We start from the raw sequence: 15,774 nt of genomic DNA on the forward strand, positions 1-15,774 counted from the left end.
TACCGCAGTGTCACGGGGAGTCGGTCACGGGTTGATGTTCCAGCGCTGGCTCCAAGCCGGCTTTCCGTCCGATCCGTAGCAGTCCCAGACATGGATCGTTCTGCCGTTCTCCCACCTGGGGCCCTCGATGTCGAGACAACGGCCGCCCGCGACGTTCCTGAGCTGCGTCCAGGGGTCGTTGCCGAACGGGATCTTCTCCCACTTCTGGTTGTTGCCGTCATGGCATGCGTACTGGTAGACGGCGTTCCCGTTGCCGTTGGGAGTGTCTTCGGACTTGTCCAGGCATTTCCCTGACAGGGCGTTCCTGAAGCGGAAGACATCGTGACCGTTGAGCACTCCGACCTTTTCGACGAACCACCGCTGGTTTCTCACGTCGTCGGTATGGCGGAGATCCCACAAGTGCACCCTGCCCCTGTCTTGTGTGGACCAGCCCTCCACGTCGATGACCTTGGTGGGGTTCAGGAAACCGCTGATGAACGTGGGGTTCGCTGCGTGGGCGGGCGCGGAGGCGCCGACGAGCAGCGCAGCGGCGGCGACCGCGGCCATCGATCCGGCCGCGGCCCGTCCCCGTGTGGTGAGCGTTCTCATTCCCGACGTTCCTTTCTGGGAGCGAACTCTGTCGTCGGGTAGGACGCTCGGTGCCTTTCGGTGGGCGGCAGTCGCTCTTGACCTTCCCTGGTCAGGCATCGGTCAGGCTCTATCATTGACACATATTGGCGTTTCGCGTAACTCGTAAAATGGAACGAGTTATGATTCGCTAATGGCAGTGAATTCGGGTGCCCCTATTTGGAGGAAAGTAACCTTGTGCTCGTCCGAGATACGGAAGGCAAAGTGTGCTGCCCCGGAGGTTGCCGCGGAGCGCGGCCGACGCATGTCGGTGTGGGGCCCGTCTCCGTCCCATGGACAGCGTGGCGTCGGTCGGCGAGCTGAGCGCGGCCGTGAGTCGCCGTTCCCGGACGTTCACAGCGAGACCCCCCTCCGTGCCGAGCAGATCGTCCAGCCGACGAAGGCGCTGTACGCGTCGTCGTGCGCTGCCTTGTTCGCGACGCTCTGCCACGTCCGGGTCGGCGGTGATGACGTGTGGTCTCTGCCCTTAACGGCGCAGGGCTTCCACGGTCTCTTCGCTGGCCTCGATCACGATGGTGTGGGAATTGTCGATGCGCGAGACGATCGCCTCCCGTGGCCCCTGCCGCCACTCCGCGCTGGCATAGAAAGCGTCCTCCTGTGCCCGGTGGGCCTCCAGCGAGGTGAAGGCGCGGATCAGATACGCCTCCTCGTGGCCGTCCTCGTCGACCAGGGATGCGCCGCAGTCGACCACGTCGATGCCATGCCGTCGCAGTAGCGGCACCGACTTTCTCGCGCATGATTCGGACGAACTCCGCCCGGGCCCCGGGCTTGAGGCGGTAGGTGCGGATCTCCAGAACCACTGGGCAACTCCTCAACTTTGTTGACGAAAGCACGGCGACGGGAACACCATCGTCACCGACCGATCGGTGATGGCGTCCGGCGACGGCACCGCCCGACTCAACGCCAACACTGGTTGCCTCGCCGAATCACCGGCGCGTCGGTGAAAGCGTTGCGCCCGGTGGGGTCAAGCCGCACTGGTGCGGTGCGGGACATGCCCCGGGCCTGGAGCGGGCTGTGCCGACGTGTCGGTGCGGTGGACGGTGAGGCCGGTGCGGGCGGGAGCCAAGTCCGGGCGCAGGACGAGGTCGGCATCGTAATCGCCACCGAGTTCGGCCCTGTACGGGATGGGCGTCGCGGTGGGCAGGTCGCGCAGGCGGTCGTCCAGGGCCGTTTGCGCGGCGGCGTGGTCAATCGGACGGGCCCGGTCGGCGGAGGCGATGACCAGGGGCGGCAGGACGTCCATGCCGGTATAGAACAAGGTGCCGTGTAGTAGCGGGAACAGAACGTCCTCCGCCTCACCGTGGACCCCGCGCGGGCCGAGGCCGGTGGGGCGGGCACCGGCGGTGGTGATGACGAGGGCGCGGCGCCCGGCGAGGCCGCCGTCGCCGTAGCGCAGGGTGCGGCCCTGGTCGTCGGTGACGCCGAAGGCGAAACCCTGGACGAAGACGCGGTCGAACCAGCCTTTGAGGATGGCGGGCATCCCGAACCACCACAGCGGGAACTGCACGACGAGCGCGTCCGCCCAGGCGATCTTGTCGTGTTCGGCGCGGATGTCGGAGGCGAGCGTCCCCGCCGCATGAGCGCGTTCGGACGCGGCGCCGACGACGAGGCGGTCGCGCGGGTCGTGGCCGAAGTCGGCAGGGCCGACGACCGGATTCCAGCCCATCGCGTACAGGTCTGAGTGGCGGACGCGATGTCCGAGGCTCCGTAGCGTGGCGGCGCCGTGGTCGCGCAGCGCGCCGTTGAGGGAGCGGGGCTCGGGGTGCGCGAAGACCCACAGGACGTTCATGGCGGTGGCTCCTTCCGGTCGGTCCAGGCGTTCGATGCTGCCGGGCGGGCGGGCCGCGGCACGAGTGGCCCGCAGGCCGCGATGTGTAAGGATCGGGCCATGGACGGCGGGCGCGGCGGGGAGACCAAGGCGCATCGGGTGGCGGTGCTGGTCCGCGACGGAGTGCTGCCGCTAGAGCTGGGGATCGTCCACCAGTTGTTCGGGCAGGCGCGGTCGGCGGACGGCGCGCCGCTGTACACGGTGGCGTCGTGCGCGGTGCGGCCGGGCGAGGTCGCGGCGGCGGCCGACTTTGCGGTTCGGGTGCCTCGCGGCCTGGACGCGGTGGCCGAGGCGGACACGGTGATCGTCCCGGCGTCGCACGTGCTGGACGAGGAGCGTCCCGGCGACGGCCCGGTCCCGGCGGCACTGGCGGCCGCAGCCGGTCGGGGTGCCCGGGTGGCGTCGATCTGCACGGGCGCGTTCGTCCTTGCGGCGGCGGGGCTGCTGGAGGGACGGCGCGCGACGACGCACTGGCTGTCCTGCGACCGGTTCGCCGCGATGTTCCCGGGCGTGCGAGTGGACCCGGACGTCCTGTACGCCGATGAGGGGGACGTGCTGACCTCGGCGGGCGAGGCGGCGGGCATCGACCTGTTCCTGCACATGATCCGCCGGGACCACGGCGCGGCCGTGGCGGGGGACGTGGCGCGCCGCACGGTGGTGCCGCCGCACCGCGACGGCGGGCAGGCGCAGTTCATCGCCCGCCCGGTGCCCGACCCCGCGCCCGGACCGGCGGCGCCGTCGACGGGCGCGGCGCGGGCGTGGGCGCTGGAGCGCCTGGACCGGCCGGTGACGCTGGCGGAGCTGGCGGCGGCGTCGTCGATGAGCGTGCGGACCTTCACCCGCCGGTTCCGGCAGGAGACGGGCGTGTCGCCGCAGGTGTGGCTGAGCGCGCAGCGGGTGGAGCGGGCGCGGCGGCTGCTGGAGGAGACCGACCTGCCGGTCGACCGGGTCGCCGAGCGGGCCGGGTTCGGGACGGCCGCGTCGCTGCGCCAGCATCTGCACGCCGCGGTGGGCGTGCCGCCGTCCGCCTACCGCGCCACCTTCCGCGGGCCCTGACCTCGGCGGACGAAGGGCCGTGCGGTTTGGAGGCGGCTCCCACAGCCCAGACCGGGTCCGCGCGAAGGTGCGCCGGGAGACCCCGCGTACGGCCGTGCGGTTCCGGTCCGGGTCGCGGTCAACGCAGGTCGGTGTTGCCTCGTGCGGTCCACACCGCGAGGGCCGCGACCAGGGCGGCGGCGCCGCCGATCCACAGCAGGCCCGTCAGGCCGAGCGAGTCGAGGACGGCGCCGCCGACCAGGGCGCCCAGCCCGATCGACAGGTTGAACACCGCCACCCACAGCGCGGACGCCGCCTCCACCGCGCGCGGCGCCGCCTTGATCATCCAGGACTGGAGTCCGACCGACACCCCGCCGAAGGCGAGGCCCCACACGATCAGCAGCGCGATGCCGCCGATCGTCCCCCGGCCGAGCAGCACGAACAGCGGCATCGCGACGGCCAGGGTCAGGGTGATCATCTGCACGGTGCGGTGCGTCCGGCGGGCCAGCGCCGCGCCGGCGGCGAAGTTGCCGACCATGCCCGCGACGCCGAACGCGAACAGCAGCGGCCCGACCAGCCGCGCGTCGATCCCGGAGAGCCGCTGCAAGGCGGGACTGACGAAGGTGTACGCCACGAAATGACCGGTCACCAGGAGGAAGGTGGCCAGGATGCCGATCCGCACGCCGGGGTTGCGCAACTGCCGGGCCAGCAGGCGCGGGCTCATCACCTGGGACGCGGCCAGCGGCGGCAGCACGGCGAGCAGGGCGGCCAGCGCGAGCAGCGCGAGCACGCTGAGGATGGTGAACGCGGTCCGCCACCCGGTCAGGCCGCCGATCAGCGTGCCGATCGGCACGCCGAACACGTTCGCGGCGCCGACCCCGCCGAAGATGATCGCGGTGGCGCGCGGCACGTGCGCCCCGTTCACCAGCCGGACCGCGAGCCCGCCCGCGACCGCCCAGAACCCGCCGATCGCCACCCCGACGAGCACCCGGGACGCCACCAGCACGGTGAAGCCGGGCGCCAGCGCGGACGCCAGGTTGGCCAGCGTCATCAGCCCCATCAGGCCGAGCAGCAGCAGCCGCCGGTCCAGCCCGCCGACCAGCGCCGGGACCACCGGCGCCGCGACCGCCGCGACGAGGCTGGGCACGGTCACCATCAGTCCGGCGGTGCCCTCGGACACCCGCAGCGCCGAACCCACGTCGGTGAGCAGCCCGATGGGCAGTTGCTCGGCGGTGACCAGCAGGAACGTGCCCAATGCCACGGCGGCCACAGCCGCCCACCGGCTTGGTTCCGGCTCCTGCCGGACGTCCCGGACGGTCGGCTCGGTCGTCGTCACGTCTACCTCCACGGGGAGAACCCATTCGGGAGCGATCGCTCCCATATTTCGCCGGACTCTAGTATGGGAGCGATCGCTCCACAAGTCGGCTAGGGTGAGGGGCATGGCACGACCCCGGCAGTTCGACGAGCACGAGGCGGTCGCCCGCGCGACCGACCTGTTCTGGCACCGCGGCTACACCGCCACCTCGGTCCGCGACCTGGGCGCCGAGCTCCACCTCACGCCCAGCAGCCTCTACCGGACGTTCGAGGACAAGCACACCCTGTTCCTGCGCGCCCTCGACCACTACCGCGCCACCGAGTCCCTCCAGGCGAAGGAACGGCTGGCGGTCACCGACCGGCCCGTCCGCGAGACGCTCCGCGACTGGCTGCTGTGGCTGGTGGGCTGCGCCGCCGACGCCGAGCCCGGCCCGGGCTGCCTGGTGGTGAACACCGCCACCGAACTCGGCACCTCCGACGCCGAGATCAGGGCGCGGACCGAGGCGGCCTTCGAGGTCACCCGGTCGGCCCTGCGCTCACTGCTCGACGAGGGCCGCCGCTCCGGCGAACTGCCCCCCGACCTCGATCTCGACGCAGCCGTGGAGCTGCTGTTCACCACGGTCCTCGGGCTGCGGGTCCGGGAACGCGCCGGACACGATGCGGGGCGGCTCGCCGCCGCGATCGACTTCGCCATCGGCGCCCTGGGCCCCGCGCCGGCCGAGCCGGACCGTCCGGGACATTGAGCAGTCCCGCGCAGACTCGGCTGCCAGGCGACCTTTGCCCAGATCGGTTGTGGAAGACTTGGCCGTTCGTCGGGTGAGAAGCGAGGACTGGAGCGCCGGTGGGGGATGTGCTGCGGATCTCGCGGCCCAACGCGCGGTTCCAGCAGTGGGAGGCGCTGCTGCGGAACCGGAACAAGCGGCAGCGAGCCGGGGAGTTCCTGGTGCAGGGCGTCCGGCCGATCAGCCTGGCGGTGGAGCGCGGCTGGCCCGTGCGGGCGCTGATCCACGACGCCGGGCGGCCCCCGTCGCGGTGGGCGGCGGAGATGCTGGAGCGAGCCGGCGGTGAGCGGGTGGCGATGGCGCCCGAACTGCTGCGGGAGCTGAGCGGCAAGGAGCAGGACGTTCCCGAGCTGGTGGCGGTGGTGGCGCTGCCGGACGACGACCTGTCGCGGATCGCGGTGGGTCCGTCGACGCTGGGCGTGGTGTTCGACCGGCCGACCGGGCCCGGCAACATCGGCACGATGGTGCGTTCGCTGGACGCCTTCGGCGGCGCCGGGCTGATCGTCACCGGGCACGCCGCCGACCCCTACGACCCCAAGGCGGTGCGCGCCTCGACCGGGTCGCTGCTGGCGGTGCCGGTGGTCCGGGTCCGCTCCCACCGCGAGGTGCTGGACTGGGTGCGGCTGGAACGCGCCGCCGGGCGGCCGCTCACCGTGGTCGGCACCGACGAGAACGGCACCGACGACATCGCCGAGGTGGACCTGACGGGTCCGGTGCTGCTGGTGATCGGCAACGAGACCGCCGGGCTGAGCGCGGGCTGGCGGGAGGGCTGCGACACGATGGCGCGGATCCCGATCGGCGGCGCGGTCAGCTCCCTGAACGCCGCCAGCGCCGCCACGGTCGCGCTGTACGAGGCCGTCCGCCAACGCGGCCACCGCCCCTGAACGCCCGCGCCCGGCCGTTACGGGGCGGTGAGCGTCACCGTCCGGGAACCGCGTGCGGGTCGCGTTCGGTGCCGCCGCGCACCCGGTAGACGCCGGAGGCGATCTCCTCCGAGCGGCTGACGATCCGCTCGCGCAGGTCGAGCGGCCAGCGGGTGTCCTCGTCCCACACCACCCCGTCCAGCACCGCCAGGTCGGACACTCGCACGGCGGTCAAGTCGGCGCCGGAGGCGTCCACCGGCCGTGCCGCCAGGTCGCGGGCGAGCCCCCGGGCAAGGTCGAGGGCCTGTTCGAGGACGCGATCCTGTTCGGCGGCACCGGTGAGTGCGAAGGCACGGGAGAGTGCTTGATGGAGTTCTCGGGCGCGGTGGAGCTCGCCGAGGGCACGGACGAGTTGGAGGATGTGGACGAGGGTGAGGGCGATGATGCGTGCGCGGCTGAGGACGAGGGAGACGCCACCGTTGAAGGCGGGGACGCGACCACAAGCGCGTTCGATCAGGGTGACGAGGTCGCGGGCGTGGCTGCGGGCAAGGATGCGCTCGGCGGCCAGCGCGGGCCGGGGCGGCGAGGCGTCGGTGCGCCTGGACGGGGGAGCGGCCGCGTCCCATGAGGTACTAGTGGGACCGCCGTCGAGCAGGGCGCTCAGCACGGCCGCCGGGTTGGAATGCGCTCGCACATGGTCGAGCAGTTCGATATCGCCGGCGGCGAGGGCGGCGTCCAGTTCGACGTCGGTGAGGTCGCTGCGGGTCGGCTCATCGTCAGGGGGGACCGGGTCGTCCCGGCGGCGTGGCGGAAAGACGCTCATTGCCCGTGCCTCCCTTCGTGGCCGGCGGGTTCGGTGCTGTCCGCAGGTCGCGGAGGCCGTCCCGGTGGCGCGGTCAGGTGTTTCCTGAGCGTACGGCGGGCCCTCTTGAGCAAGTCCCGGACGCGTTGCTCGGAGATGCTCAGGTGCGCGGAGATGGCCTGGGTGGGGATGTCGTCCAGGTGCAGGGCCAGCACCATCCGGGTGTTGTGGTCTAACAGGCGCAGTGCGGCCACCAGGTCACGGGCCTGGCCGGTCAGCTCGGCGTGCCCCGCGCCCGGGACGGCCGTCTCGGGCATATGCCGGACGGGAATCTCCACCCGATCGCGGGCCCGGTGATGGCGCAACGCCACCGTGCGGATCCAGGCGCGCGGTTGGTCGATCTGATCCCATCGGCCCTCCCGCGCCATCCGCCAGCCCTGCACGAACGCGTGCTGGGCACTGTCCTGGGCATCGTGGACTCCGGCGCCGTCGCGCATCACGAACCTGACCACCGACGAGAACTCCGCGTCGAAGAAGTCCAGGAAGCTTCGCCGTGTCGCCGCCAGCGCGGCCCGCACGTCGGCGCCGTCGGCGGCCGGGTCGGGCACGCGGCGGCGCGCGGCCTCCCGGTCGTGCTCATCACTCATCACCGGCCCGCCGCCGCCGATCCCGCCGGGCCTGTAACCGGCCGTCGACCACCCCGATCACCGCGCCCAGCACCGGCGCCACCGCCGCGACCATCGTCCACACGTCCATCCCTCCGACCCGTTCGGTCTCGGCCCGTGCGGGCGCCCGGAATGGCGCGCGCTCGGACCGTCACCTGTTAGAGGGCCGAACTCAAGATCAACGGGAACGGCGACCGAAGATTCTTCTCGTCGGGCGGCGCGCACCGCCGCCGGACGCGTGCAGGAGGGTTTCACGTCTCGGTGTGCGTGGAGAGCCATTCGACCAGAGGGCGCAGGTCGCGCAAGGTGTCGCGGACGGTGGGCAGCACGTCCCGCCCGGTGGCCTTCGTTTTGGGGATGCGTTTCTCGGCGCCCAGTGACTTGTACCGGATCAGTTCGATCCGTGGGTGATCGGCCGAGTAGCCGCGCGGCTGGGTCTTGACCCGTTCGCCGACCAGGGAGAACCCCTTTTCGCGTAGCCGGTCCACGATCGCCTGCGCCTCGGGGCCCGACTTGTCGTCGGCGACGGCGGCCCGATATCCGGCGGTGCTCTCCGAGGTGAAGGCGTGAAAGCCCCCGCCGACGAATAGGCCGTCGGCGCCGAGCTGCAGGTAGTAGCCGGCGGGGCCCTTGTCGCCGATGGTGGCGCCCTGGTTCGTCTTGTAGGGCGACTTGTCGTTGCTGAACCGGGTGTCGCGCTGGGGACGGAAGAGTTTGGCCGGTCCGAACTCCTCCTCCAGTTCGTCCAGGAGGGTCTGCATCGGTTCGCGGACCGCGCTGTCGTAGTCGGCCTTGTGCGCGTGCCAGTGTTCGCGCGTGTTGTCGGCCTCCAGCTCCTTGTAGAAGTCGAACGCCTTGCGCGGGATGCCGTCGAAGCCCATCGGTCCTTCCTTCCTCAGAGTAGGGCGGCGAAGCGCTCGACCACCTCGGCGGCCTGCGCCGCGTTCAGCCGGGGATCGCAGGCCGTGCGGTAGTGCGGCAGCTCGGGCGGCGGCCGGAACGGGGCGGGCGCGGTGGTGCACTCCGTGACGTCCTCGGGGGTCATCTCAAGATGCAGTCCGGCCGGGTGCCTTCGATGGGCCCGCATGACGCGGACGAACGCCACGATCTCGTCCAGGATCGCCTCCATCAGCCGGGTCTTGGGGCCCTTTCCGATTCGCATCGTGTTCCCGTGCATCGGGTCGCACAGCCACACGACCGGCCTACCCCGCCTGCCGACCTCCGCCACCATCTCGGGCAGGAGGCGGCGCACACGGGTGCTGCCGAGCCGGACGATGAACAGCAGCCTGCCGTCGTCGCCGTGGGGGTTCAGCAGGCGGCTGAGCTGGACGGCCTGCGCCGGGCTGATGACGGGTCCGATCTTGACGCCGACGGTGTTGGCGACGGAGCGCGCGAAGGCGACGTGCTGTCCGTCGGGCTGGCGGGTGCGGTCCCCGATCCACACCGAGTGCGCCGAGGACGCGTAGTCGCCGCGCACCAGCGGACGCTCGTAGTCGAGCAGCAGCGCCTCGTGGGAGACATAGGCCCGCTCCAGCGGCGACCGACCCGTCCAGGAATCGCGCACGACCCGCAGCACCCGCTCGGCGCACCGGTGGGCGCGCAGGAGCCGAGTGGGATCGGGGCGACGGGCGTCCGCGGCTGGGCTGTTGACGGCGTCGCCGCGGTAGGACGGGACGACGGCGCCGTCGGCGGTGCGCTCGTAGGGAGCCGAGCGGGGCTTGCCGTACTGGCCGGCCAGGCGTCCCACCGGCACGGCCGCCTGGCCGGAGGCCGAGCGGATCACCTCCGTCAGGCCGTAGAGCTGGGCGAGTTTGGCGCGCACGTCGGCGGGTCCGGACTCGCGGAAGCGCTCGGCGCAGTCGCCGCCCTGGAGGAGGAAGCCCCCGCCTCGGGCGACACGGGCGACGGCCTGGCTGAACCGGTCGCACTCCGCCCGGCTGACCAGCGGCGGCATCCGGCGCAGCTCGTCGGTGACGTGGTCGAGCAGCGCCGGGTCGCCCCAGTCGGGTTGCTGCGCGGTCCCGCTGATCACGGCGACGTCTTCTGGAGTCTGGCCTTGTCGACCTTGCCGACCGGGGTGAGCGGCAGGCCGGGGACGACGACCACGCGGTCGGGGATCTTGTAGTCGGCCACGCCGCGTTCGCGCATGAAAGCGGCGACCGTCCTGAGGGTGGGGGGCTCGTCCCGGGCGACGATGTAGGCGCAGGTGCGTTCGCCGAGGTAGGGGTCGGGCACCGGGACCACGGCGGCGGCCCGCACGTCCGGGTGGGCCAGCAGGTGCTCCTCGACCTCGTCGGCGGGCACCTTGTCGGCGCCGCGGTTGATGACGTCCTTGACGCGGCCGCGGATCTCCAGGTGGCCGGTCTCGGTACGGCGGGCCAGGTCGCCGGTGCGGAAGAAGCCGTCAGGGGTGAAGGCTCGGCCGTTGTGCTCCTCGGCTCGGAAGTAGCCCCTGATCGTGTACGGCCCGCGGACGAGCAGCTCTCCCGTCTCTCCGGGCGGCACATCGTCGCCCGCTTCGTCCACGATGCGGACCTCGTCGTGCGCCGAGAGCGGTTTGCCCTGGAGGCTGGTCAGCAGCTCGGGCGGGTCGTCCGGGGGGCTCTGGCTGAGCAGCCCTTCGGCCATCCCGAACGACTGCTGCACTGGGCCGAGCCGTCGTCCGACGTCGCGGGCCAGGTCCGGGCTGACGCCCGCGCCGCCGAGCTGGACGAGGCGCAGACTTGAAAGATCGTGCGGGCTCCATGAGGCGGCGTCCACCCACAGCAGCGCCAGCGACGGGACCAGGCCGGTGACGGTGACGCGCTCGTCCTCGATGAGGGGAAAGGCGTCGCCGACACTCGGCGTCGGGCTGAGCACGACGCTGCCGCCCGCGTAGAAGGTGCCCAGCACGCCGGGGCAGCCGAGGGCGTAGTTGTGCGCGATGGGGAGTGCGGCCAGGTAGACGTCGTCGGGGCCGAGACGGGCGTTGTCGGCGCTCAGCCTGATGTTGCACATGTAGTCGTCGTGGGTGCGCGGGATCAGTTTGGCGCGTCCGGTGGTGCCGCCTGACAGCAGGAAGAAGGCCACGTCGCCTGGCTCGGGCGGTGGCAGCTCGGTGGGTTCGGCGTAGAGCGACGCCAGCGATTCGAACTCCTCCGGCTCCCCGGCGACGATCACATGCCGCGGGCCGCGGACCTGCCGGGCCAGTTCGCGGTGGTCGAAGCCCTGATGGACGTCGGGGATGACGTAGGCGGCGGCCTCGGTGTGGACGGCCAGGTGGCCGATCTCGTCCCGCCGGTGCGGAGGCAGCGCGAGCACCGGGGCGGCGCCGAGCGTCAGCAGGGCGAAGAGCGTGTCGATCAGCTCCGGCGTGTTCGGCATCTGCACGATCACCCTGTCGCCCCGCCGCAGCCCGAGGCCGTGGAATCCGGTGGCCAGGCGGGCGGCGCGCTCGGCGAGCTCCCGGTACGTGCGACGGGTGGAGCCCGAGACCAGGGCGGTGCGCTCGCCATGAGCGGACAGCAGGACGTCGAGGGTCTGGCCGGTCCACAGGCCGAGCGCGCGGTAGCGCTCGGCGGTCTCCGCGGGCCAGGGCACGCATCCGGCGATCATCGGTTCCTCCTCACGGCTCGTGCCGCTCACGGCGCCACCCGGACCGCCTGCCAGCCGTCCTCCCGGCGGCGGTAGCGCACCCGGTCCTGGATCTCGTCGGCCCGGCGCTGCCAGAACTCCATCTCCTCCGGGGTGAGCCGGTAGCCGCCCCAGTGGCCGGGACGCGGCACCTCCTGGCCGTCGAAGCGCGCGCGTTCGGCGTCGAAGCGCGCACGGACGACCTGCCGGTCGTCGATCTCGGCGGACTGGTCGCTGCTCCAGGCCAGCAGTTGGAGGGAGCGGGGCAGGGTGGCGAAGTAGGCGTCGGACTCGACCTCGTCCAGCCGGCTGACCGGGCCCTCGGCCCTGACCTGCCGCCCCTTGGCGAGCCAGCCGAAGCAGAGCGCGGCGGCCGGGTTGACGGCGACGTCCGCGGCCTTGCGGCTGGCGTGGTTGGTGAAGTAGACGAAGCCGTGGTCGACGTAGGCCACGTCCACCCAGCGGGCCGAGGGGCGGCCATGGTGGTCGGCCGTGGCGAGCACGGCGGAGTCGGGCGTCTGCGCGTCATCCGCTCGCCATTCGTCCCGCCACCGCGTGAACTGCCGCAGCGGATCGGTCGGCAACTGGGTCGGCATTCTTTTCATCTCCTCATTCGGTGGCCTTCTGGACACTTTTCCCTATAATCGGCGACATGCACCAAGTCGCACATGCTCTCATCGCCCGCCACCGAGAAATCGTCACTCCCCGAACATTCCGGCTGCTCGGCATGGAATGGGATCTCCTGCCCGGCGTCTACGCCCCCCATCTGTCGCAGTCGTCGGCGCTGTACGCCGAATGGCTGCCCTACCCCGCGCACGGTTCCTTCTGCGAGGTCGGCAGCGGCACGGGATACGTCTCGGTGCTGGCGGCGCTGCGCGGCTGCGCCTCGGTGACGGCGCTGGACGTCAGCGAGGCGGCCGCCGAGAACACCCGGCTGAACGCCGAGCGGCACGGCGTCGGACCCGTGGTCCGGGTGGCCTGCGGCGACATGTTCGAGCCGCTGACCGGCGACGACAGGTTCGACGTCATCTACTGGAACTCCAACTTCGTCGAGGGACGGCCCGCCGACGCCCTGGAGCGGGCCTTCTTCGACTCCGGCTACGCGGCGCACGCCGACTTCTTCCGCGGCGCCGCCGCGCACCTGGAGCCCCGCGGCAGGCTGCTGCTGGGCTTCACCGATCTCGGCGACGAGCGGCGCGTGCACGCGCTGGCGGCCGAGCACGGCTGGCGGCCCGCACTGCTGCGCGCCGCGAAATGCGCCGCGGAAGAAGGGCATATCGAGTACCGCCTCCTCGAATTCAGGCGACGCGGCTGACCGAATTCGCCGGGCCTGCGCGCAGGCCCGGCGAATTCATCTGTAGAGGCGCACGGCGAGCGGCACCAATATCACCGTCGCGGCCACCGCCCAGGCGGCGGTGAAAAGCGTCGGCCGCAATATCTCCCCGCCGCTGGAAAGCCCGACCAGCGCGTCGGTCGCGAGCGACAGCGGATTGGCGCGCACCACGGGCCGCAGCCACGCGGCGAACTGGTCGACCGGCACGAAGCCCGACGACAGGAACAGCAGCAGCGTGACGGGGCTGCTGAGGGCTCCGCTGACCGCCTGCTCGCTCTTGGCCGACATCGCCACCACGACCGCGAGCCACAGGAAGATCCACGCGAAGAGGACGACGACCGCGAAGAACCCGAGCGCGGCCAGCGGCCCCCGCGTGAAGCGGAACCCGACCGCGTGCGCGACGCCCGTGGTGACCGCCGCGACCAGCAGGACCCGCACCAGGTCGCTGACGATCCGGCCGCCCAGCACGGACAGCCGGCTGATGTTCATGGCCCTGAACCGGTCGACGATGCCGCCGCGCAGGTCGGTGAAGAACCCGAGGCCGGTGCCGACCGCGCCGTAGGCGGCGCTGAACAGCACGATGGCCGGGGCGAGCCGGTCGATGTAGCGGCCGCCGGACGCATCGTCGACCAGCTCGCCGAAGACCAGCAGCATGAGGAAGAGCAGGATCAGCGGGAACAGCAGCGAGTCGGCGACGAGCTGCGTGCTCTTGGCGAAGCGCCGCAGGTTGCGGCCCGCCAGCAGACCCGTCTCGGTGATGACGCTCATGCCGCCCTCCTGAACGCCTGGACCGCCGCGGCCGAGAAGACCGCCAGCAGTCCCGCCAGCCACGCGATCGCCTTCAGCACCGGCCCGGCCGTCGGGCCGCCGTCCGCGAGCGCCCGCAGGGCGTCGAGCACGACGCTCACCGGCTGGTGCCGCACGAACGGCTCGATCCAGCCGGGGAAGGCGTCGGCGGGCACGAACGCCGAGGACACCATCAGCAGCGGCAGGTAGACGACGTGCAGCGTCGACGAGACGGCCTCGGGATCGCGGGAGACGAGCCCGACCGCGCTCGTGCCCGCCGAGACCGTGAGCGCGAAGCCCACCGACAGCACCACGAACCCGAGGGACGCCGCCGGTCCGGCCTGGAACCGGAAGCCCGCCGCGTACCCGGCCGCGATGATCACCGCGACGGCGAGCAGCGCCCGGACGCTGTCGGCGGCGACCCGGCCCACCACCACCGCGCCTCGGCTGATCGGCAGCGACCGGTAGCGGGCCAGCATGCCGTTCCGGCGGTCGGACGCGAAGAAGAAGGCGGCGGTGATGGCCACCGAGAACATCCACTGCACGACGATCGCCGGAGGCAGGAACTGGGCGTAGTCGACGCCGCGCGTCCGCAGCAGGTTCTGGAAGAGCGCCAGGAACCCGAAGACGAAGACGATCGGGAACACCACCATCGTGCTGATGGTGTCGGCCTTCGAGTTGAGCCGGAGGTTGCGCCCCGCCAGCAGGAGTCCCTGCCCGAAGAGGTTGACCGGCCCCGCCTCCGTGCCAGTGGCCATCAGCCGACCTCCTCGTGCTCCCGGCCGGCCCCGGCGCCGGTCAGTGTGAAGAACACCTCGTCGAGCGTGGGACGCCGCAGCCGAATGTCGTCGGCCGTGATCCCCGCCTCGCGCAGGACCGTGACGACGTCCGTCAGCGTGCCGGGGTCGGCGCCGCGGACGGTGACCACGCCGCCGCCGGACTCCGCCACGTCGCCGAACCGCTCCCGCAGCACCCGCAGCGTCCGCTCGCGCGGCTCGGCGCGCACCTCGCACACCTGCCCGCCGACCTGGTTCTTCAGCTCGCCGGGGGTGCCCTGCGCGATCACCCGGCCGTGGTCGATGACCACGATCCGGTCGGCCAGCCGGTCCGCCTCCTCCAGGTACTGGGTGGTCAGGAGCAGCGTGACGCCGTCCGCGCGCAGGCCGTCGACCATGTCCCACATCTCCTGGCGGCCGACCGGGTCGAGCCCGGTGGTCGGCTCGTCGAGGAAGAGGACGGGCCGCTTGACCACCAGGCCCGCCGCGAGGTCCAGGCGCCGCCGCATGCCGCCGGAGTAGGACTTGACGGGCTGGTCGGCGGCGTCGCTCAGCCGGAACCCGTCCAGCAGCTCGGCGGCCCGCGCGGCGGCGGCGCGGCGGTCCAGCTTGAGCAGCCGGCCGAACAGGACGAGGTTCTGCCGTCCGGTCAGCATGTCGTCGACGGCGGCGAACTGCCCGGTCAGCGCGATCGAGGCGCGGACGCCCGCCGGATCGCCGGCCACGTCGTGCCCCGCCACCGAGGCCCGGCCGCCGTCCAGCGGCAGAAGCGTGCTCAGGCAGTTCACCGTCGTGGTCTTGCCAGCGCCGTTGGGGCCGAGCAGCCCGACCACGGCCCCCGGCTCGACCGTGAACGACACCTCCTCCAAGGCGGTCTTCTTGCCGAAGACCTTGCGGAGGCGCTCGACCTCGACTCCCTCTTCGCGCATCAGCGCTACCTCCCGATGTGGGCGGCCCCTTTGCCGCCTGGACTCGTCAGCCGTCTTGCTTCACCGGGGTCTGCTGGTGGAAGACGAGTTTCCAGCCGCCGTCGCCGCCGCGCTCGTAGACGCTCGTCATGTAGAGCTCGAAGGAGAAGTCCGCCTCGGTGAGCCGGATCGTGGCCCGGTAGGTGATCAGCGCCGACCCGTCGCCCAGGGGCAGCACCTTCACGTCGTCGAGCGTGTAGTCGTCGAACGGCGACTTGTTGGCCTCGATGTCGTCGGCCAGTTCGCGGCCGGTCTGCAGGCCGTCGGGCTCGACGCAGACCGTGCGGTCGGTGACCAGACCGCGGTAGAAGTCGCCGTCGCCGACCGAGATGGCCGCCCAGCCCTTCTCCTCCAGCTCGCGCAGCTCGTTCTCGATGCTCATC

At 71.9% G+C, this 15,774-nt stretch carries 18 protein-coding genes; 4 read left to right on the plus strand and 14 right to left on the minus strand.

Annotated elements, in window-relative coordinates:
- Positions 1 to 24: 24 nt before the first annotated feature.
- From FXF68_RS35385 to FXF68_RS35395, 3 genes are all read right to left on the minus strand, one after another.
- The gene (locus tag FXF68_RS35385) at positions 25 to 588 is read right to left on the minus strand and encodes an RICIN domain-containing protein (RefSeq protein WP_187438271.1); all 564 of its coding nucleotides are present in this window, start codon (positions 586 to 588) and stop codon (positions 25 to 27) included.
- A 505-nt stretch (positions 589 to 1,093) separates the two neighbouring features.
- Positions 1,094 to 1,348, minus strand: a complete 255-nt coding sequence (locus FXF68_RS35390; RefSeq protein ID WP_222870241.1) for a hypothetical protein — start codon at positions 1,346 to 1,348, stop codon at positions 1,094 to 1,096.
- A gap of 243 nt (positions 1,349 to 1,591) precedes the next feature.
- Positions 1,592 to 2,416 (minus strand): NAD(P)H-dependent oxidoreductase, encoded by an 825-nt coding sequence (locus tag FXF68_RS35395; protein ID WP_148767161.1) that lies wholly within the window; start codon positions 2,414 to 2,416, stop codon positions 1,592 to 1,594.
- A gap of 99 nt (positions 2,417 to 2,515) precedes the next feature.
- On the opposite strand from FXF68_RS35395, the gene FXF68_RS35400 reads away from it, so the two are divergent.
- Positions 2,516 to 3,511, plus strand: coding sequence for a GlxA family transcriptional regulator (locus tag FXF68_RS35400; protein WP_246179111.1), 996 nt, complete (start codon positions 2,516 to 2,518; stop codon positions 3,509 to 3,511).
- 118 nt (positions 3,512 to 3,629) lie between these two features.
- On the opposite strand, the gene FXF68_RS35405 is transcribed toward FXF68_RS35400, so the two are convergent.
- On the minus strand, positions 3,630 to 4,826 hold the full coding sequence (locus tag FXF68_RS35405) for an MFS transporter (protein WP_246179112.1): 1,197 nt from the start codon (positions 4,824 to 4,826) through the stop codon (positions 3,630 to 3,632).
- A 103-nt stretch (positions 4,827 to 4,929) separates the two neighbouring features.
- Between FXF68_RS35405 and FXF68_RS35410 the strand changes: the two genes are divergently transcribed.
- Both FXF68_RS35410 and FXF68_RS35415 read left to right on the plus strand, forming a co-directional pair.
- On the plus strand, positions 4,930 to 5,547 hold the full coding sequence (locus FXF68_RS35410; RefSeq protein ID WP_148767167.1) for a TetR/AcrR family transcriptional regulator: 618 nt from the start codon (positions 4,930 to 4,932) through the stop codon (positions 5,545 to 5,547).
- A gap of 98 nt (positions 5,548 to 5,645) precedes the next feature.
- Complete coding sequence (locus FXF68_RS35415) at positions 5,646 to 6,470, plus strand: TrmH family RNA methyltransferase (protein ID WP_148767169.1); 825 nt, start codon at positions 5,646 to 5,648, stop codon at positions 6,468 to 6,470.
- A gap of 34 nt (positions 6,471 to 6,504) precedes the next feature.
- Here FXF68_RS35415 and FXF68_RS35420 read toward each other — a convergent pair whose 3' ends face one another.
- From FXF68_RS35420 to pdxH, 6 genes are all read right to left on the minus strand, one after another.
- Complete coding sequence (locus FXF68_RS35420) at positions 6,505 to 7,272, minus strand: hypothetical protein (RefSeq protein WP_148767171.1); 768 nt, start codon at positions 7,270 to 7,272, stop codon at positions 6,505 to 6,507.
- Positions 7,269 to 7,898 (minus strand): RNA polymerase sigma factor, encoded by a 630-nt coding sequence (locus FXF68_RS35425; RefSeq protein ID WP_148767173.1) that lies wholly within the window; start codon positions 7,896 to 7,898, stop codon positions 7,269 to 7,271. The genes FXF68_RS35420 and FXF68_RS35425 overlap by 4 nt, the downstream gene beginning before the upstream one ends.
- A 269-nt stretch (positions 7,899 to 8,167) precedes the next feature.
- Positions 8,168 to 8,797 carry a DUF2461 domain-containing protein gene (locus tag FXF68_RS35430; RefSeq protein WP_148767175.1) on the minus strand — a complete coding sequence of 210 codons (630 nt, stop codon included), beginning with the start codon at positions 8,795 to 8,797 and terminating at the stop codon, positions 8,168 to 8,170.
- Positions 8,798 to 8,811: 14 nt separating this feature from the next.
- The gene (locus FXF68_RS35435; RefSeq protein WP_246179113.1) at positions 8,812 to 9,948 is read right to left on the minus strand and encodes a 3-deoxy-7-phosphoheptulonate synthase; all 1,137 of its coding nucleotides are present in this window, start codon (positions 9,946 to 9,948) and stop codon (positions 8,812 to 8,814) included.
- Complete coding sequence (locus FXF68_RS35440) at positions 9,945 to 11,510, minus strand: (2,3-dihydroxybenzoyl)adenylate synthase (protein WP_148767177.1); 1,566 nt, start codon at positions 11,508 to 11,510, stop codon at positions 9,945 to 9,947. Before FXF68_RS35440 ends, FXF68_RS35435 begins: the two co-directional genes overlap by 4 nt.
- 26 nt (positions 11,511 to 11,536) lie before the next feature.
- A complete protein-coding gene (gene pdxH / locus FXF68_RS35445; RefSeq protein WP_246179114.1) occupies positions 11,537 to 12,124 on the minus strand; it encodes a pyridoxamine 5'-phosphate oxidase in 588 nt (195 codons plus the stop codon).
- Positions 12,125 to 12,180: 56 nt separating this feature from the next.
- Here pdxH and FXF68_RS35450 point away from each other — a divergent pair, with 56 nt between their 5' ends.
- Positions 12,181 to 12,843 carry a methyltransferase gene (locus tag FXF68_RS35450; RefSeq protein ID WP_148767181.1) on the plus strand — a complete coding sequence of 221 codons (663 nt, stop codon included), beginning with the start codon at positions 12,181 to 12,183 and terminating at the stop codon, positions 12,841 to 12,843.
- Positions 12,844 to 12,879: 36 nt separating this feature from the next.
- Here the strand turns inward: FXF68_RS35450 and FXF68_RS35455 are convergent, their stop codons facing one another.
- The 4 genes from FXF68_RS35455 to FXF68_RS35470 are packed head-to-tail and all read right to left on the minus strand — an operon-like array spanning position 12,880 to position 15,773.
- Positions 12,880 to 13,629 carry an ABC transporter permease gene (locus tag FXF68_RS35455; RefSeq protein ID WP_148767183.1) on the minus strand — a complete coding sequence of 250 codons (750 nt, stop codon included), beginning with the start codon at positions 13,627 to 13,629 and terminating at the stop codon, positions 12,880 to 12,882.
- Positions 13,626 to 14,405, minus strand: coding sequence for an ABC transporter permease (locus tag FXF68_RS35460; protein ID WP_148767185.1), 780 nt, complete (start codon positions 14,403 to 14,405; stop codon positions 13,626 to 13,628). Before FXF68_RS35460 ends, FXF68_RS35455 begins: the two co-directional genes overlap by 4 nt.
- On the minus strand, positions 14,405 to 15,352 hold the full coding sequence (locus FXF68_RS35465; RefSeq protein WP_148767187.1) for an ATP-binding cassette domain-containing protein: 948 nt from the start codon (positions 15,350 to 15,352) through the stop codon (positions 14,405 to 14,407). The genes FXF68_RS35460 and FXF68_RS35465 overlap by 1 nt, the downstream gene beginning before the upstream one ends.
- Before the next feature lie 46 nt (positions 15,353 to 15,398).
- The gene (locus FXF68_RS35470) at positions 15,399 to 15,773 is read right to left on the minus strand and encodes a nuclear transport factor 2 family protein (RefSeq protein ID WP_148767189.1); all 375 of its coding nucleotides are present in this window, start codon (positions 15,771 to 15,773) and stop codon (positions 15,399 to 15,401) included.
- Between the last annotated feature and the right edge of the window lies 1 nt (position 15,774).

Source organism: Actinomadura decatromicini (assembly GCF_008121305.1).
Taxonomy (GTDB): domain Bacteria; phylum Actinomycetota; class Actinomycetes; order Streptosporangiales; family Streptosporangiaceae; genus Spirillospora; species Spirillospora syzygii.

Bases quoted from the DNA above. Each gene is read 5' to 3' on its own strand.
- FXF68_RS35395 (WP_148767161.1), bottom strand. From the start codon at position 2,416: ATGAACGTCCTGTGGGTCTTCGCGCACCCCGAGCCCCGCTCCCTCAAC.
- FXF68_RS35385 (WP_187438271.1), bottom strand. From the start codon at position 588: ATGAGAACGCTCACCACACGGGGACGGGCCGCGGCCGGATCGATGGCC.
- FXF68_RS35420 (WP_148767171.1), bottom strand. From the start codon at position 7,272: ATGAGCGTCTTTCCGCCACGCCGCCGGGACGACCCGGTCCCCCCTGAC.
- FXF68_RS35470 (WP_148767189.1), bottom strand. From the start codon at position 15,773: ATGAGCATCGAGAACGAGCTGCGCGAGCTGGAGGAGAAGGGCTGGGCG.
- FXF68_RS35450 (WP_148767181.1), top strand. From the start codon at position 12,181: ATGCACCAAGTCGCACATGCTCTCATCGCCCGCCACCGAGAAATCGTC.
- FXF68_RS35455 (WP_148767183.1), bottom strand. From the start codon at position 13,629: ATGAGCGTCATCACCGAGACGGGTCTGCTGGCGGGCCGCAACCTGCGG.
- FXF68_RS35410 (WP_148767167.1), top strand. From the start codon at position 4,930: ATGGCACGACCCCGGCAGTTCGACGAGCACGAGGCGGTCGCCCGCGCG.
- FXF68_RS35460 (WP_148767185.1), bottom strand. From the start codon at position 14,405: ATGGCCACTGGCACGGAGGCGGGGCCGGTCAACCTCTTCGGGCAGGGA.
- FXF68_RS35430 (WP_148767175.1), bottom strand. From the start codon at position 8,797: ATGGGCTTCGACGGCATCCCGCGCAAGGCGTTCGACTTCTACAAGGAG.
- FXF68_RS35465 (WP_148767187.1), bottom strand. From the start codon at position 15,352: ATGCGCGAAGAGGGAGTCGAGGTCGAGCGCCTCCGCAAGGTCTTCGGC.
- pdxH (WP_246179114.1), bottom strand. From the start codon at position 12,124: ATGCCGACCCAGTTGCCGACCGATCCGCTGCGGCAGTTCACGCGGTGG.
- FXF68_RS35440 (WP_148767177.1), bottom strand. From the start codon at position 11,510: ATGATCGCCGGATGCGTGCCCTGGCCCGCGGAGACCGCCGAGCGCTAC.
- FXF68_RS35425 (WP_148767173.1), bottom strand. From the start codon at position 7,898: ATGAGTGATGAGCACGACCGGGAGGCCGCGCGCCGCCGCGTGCCCGAC.
- FXF68_RS35400 (WP_246179111.1), top strand. From the start codon at position 2,516: ATGGACGGCGGGCGCGGCGGGGAGACCAAGGCGCATCGGGTGGCGGTG.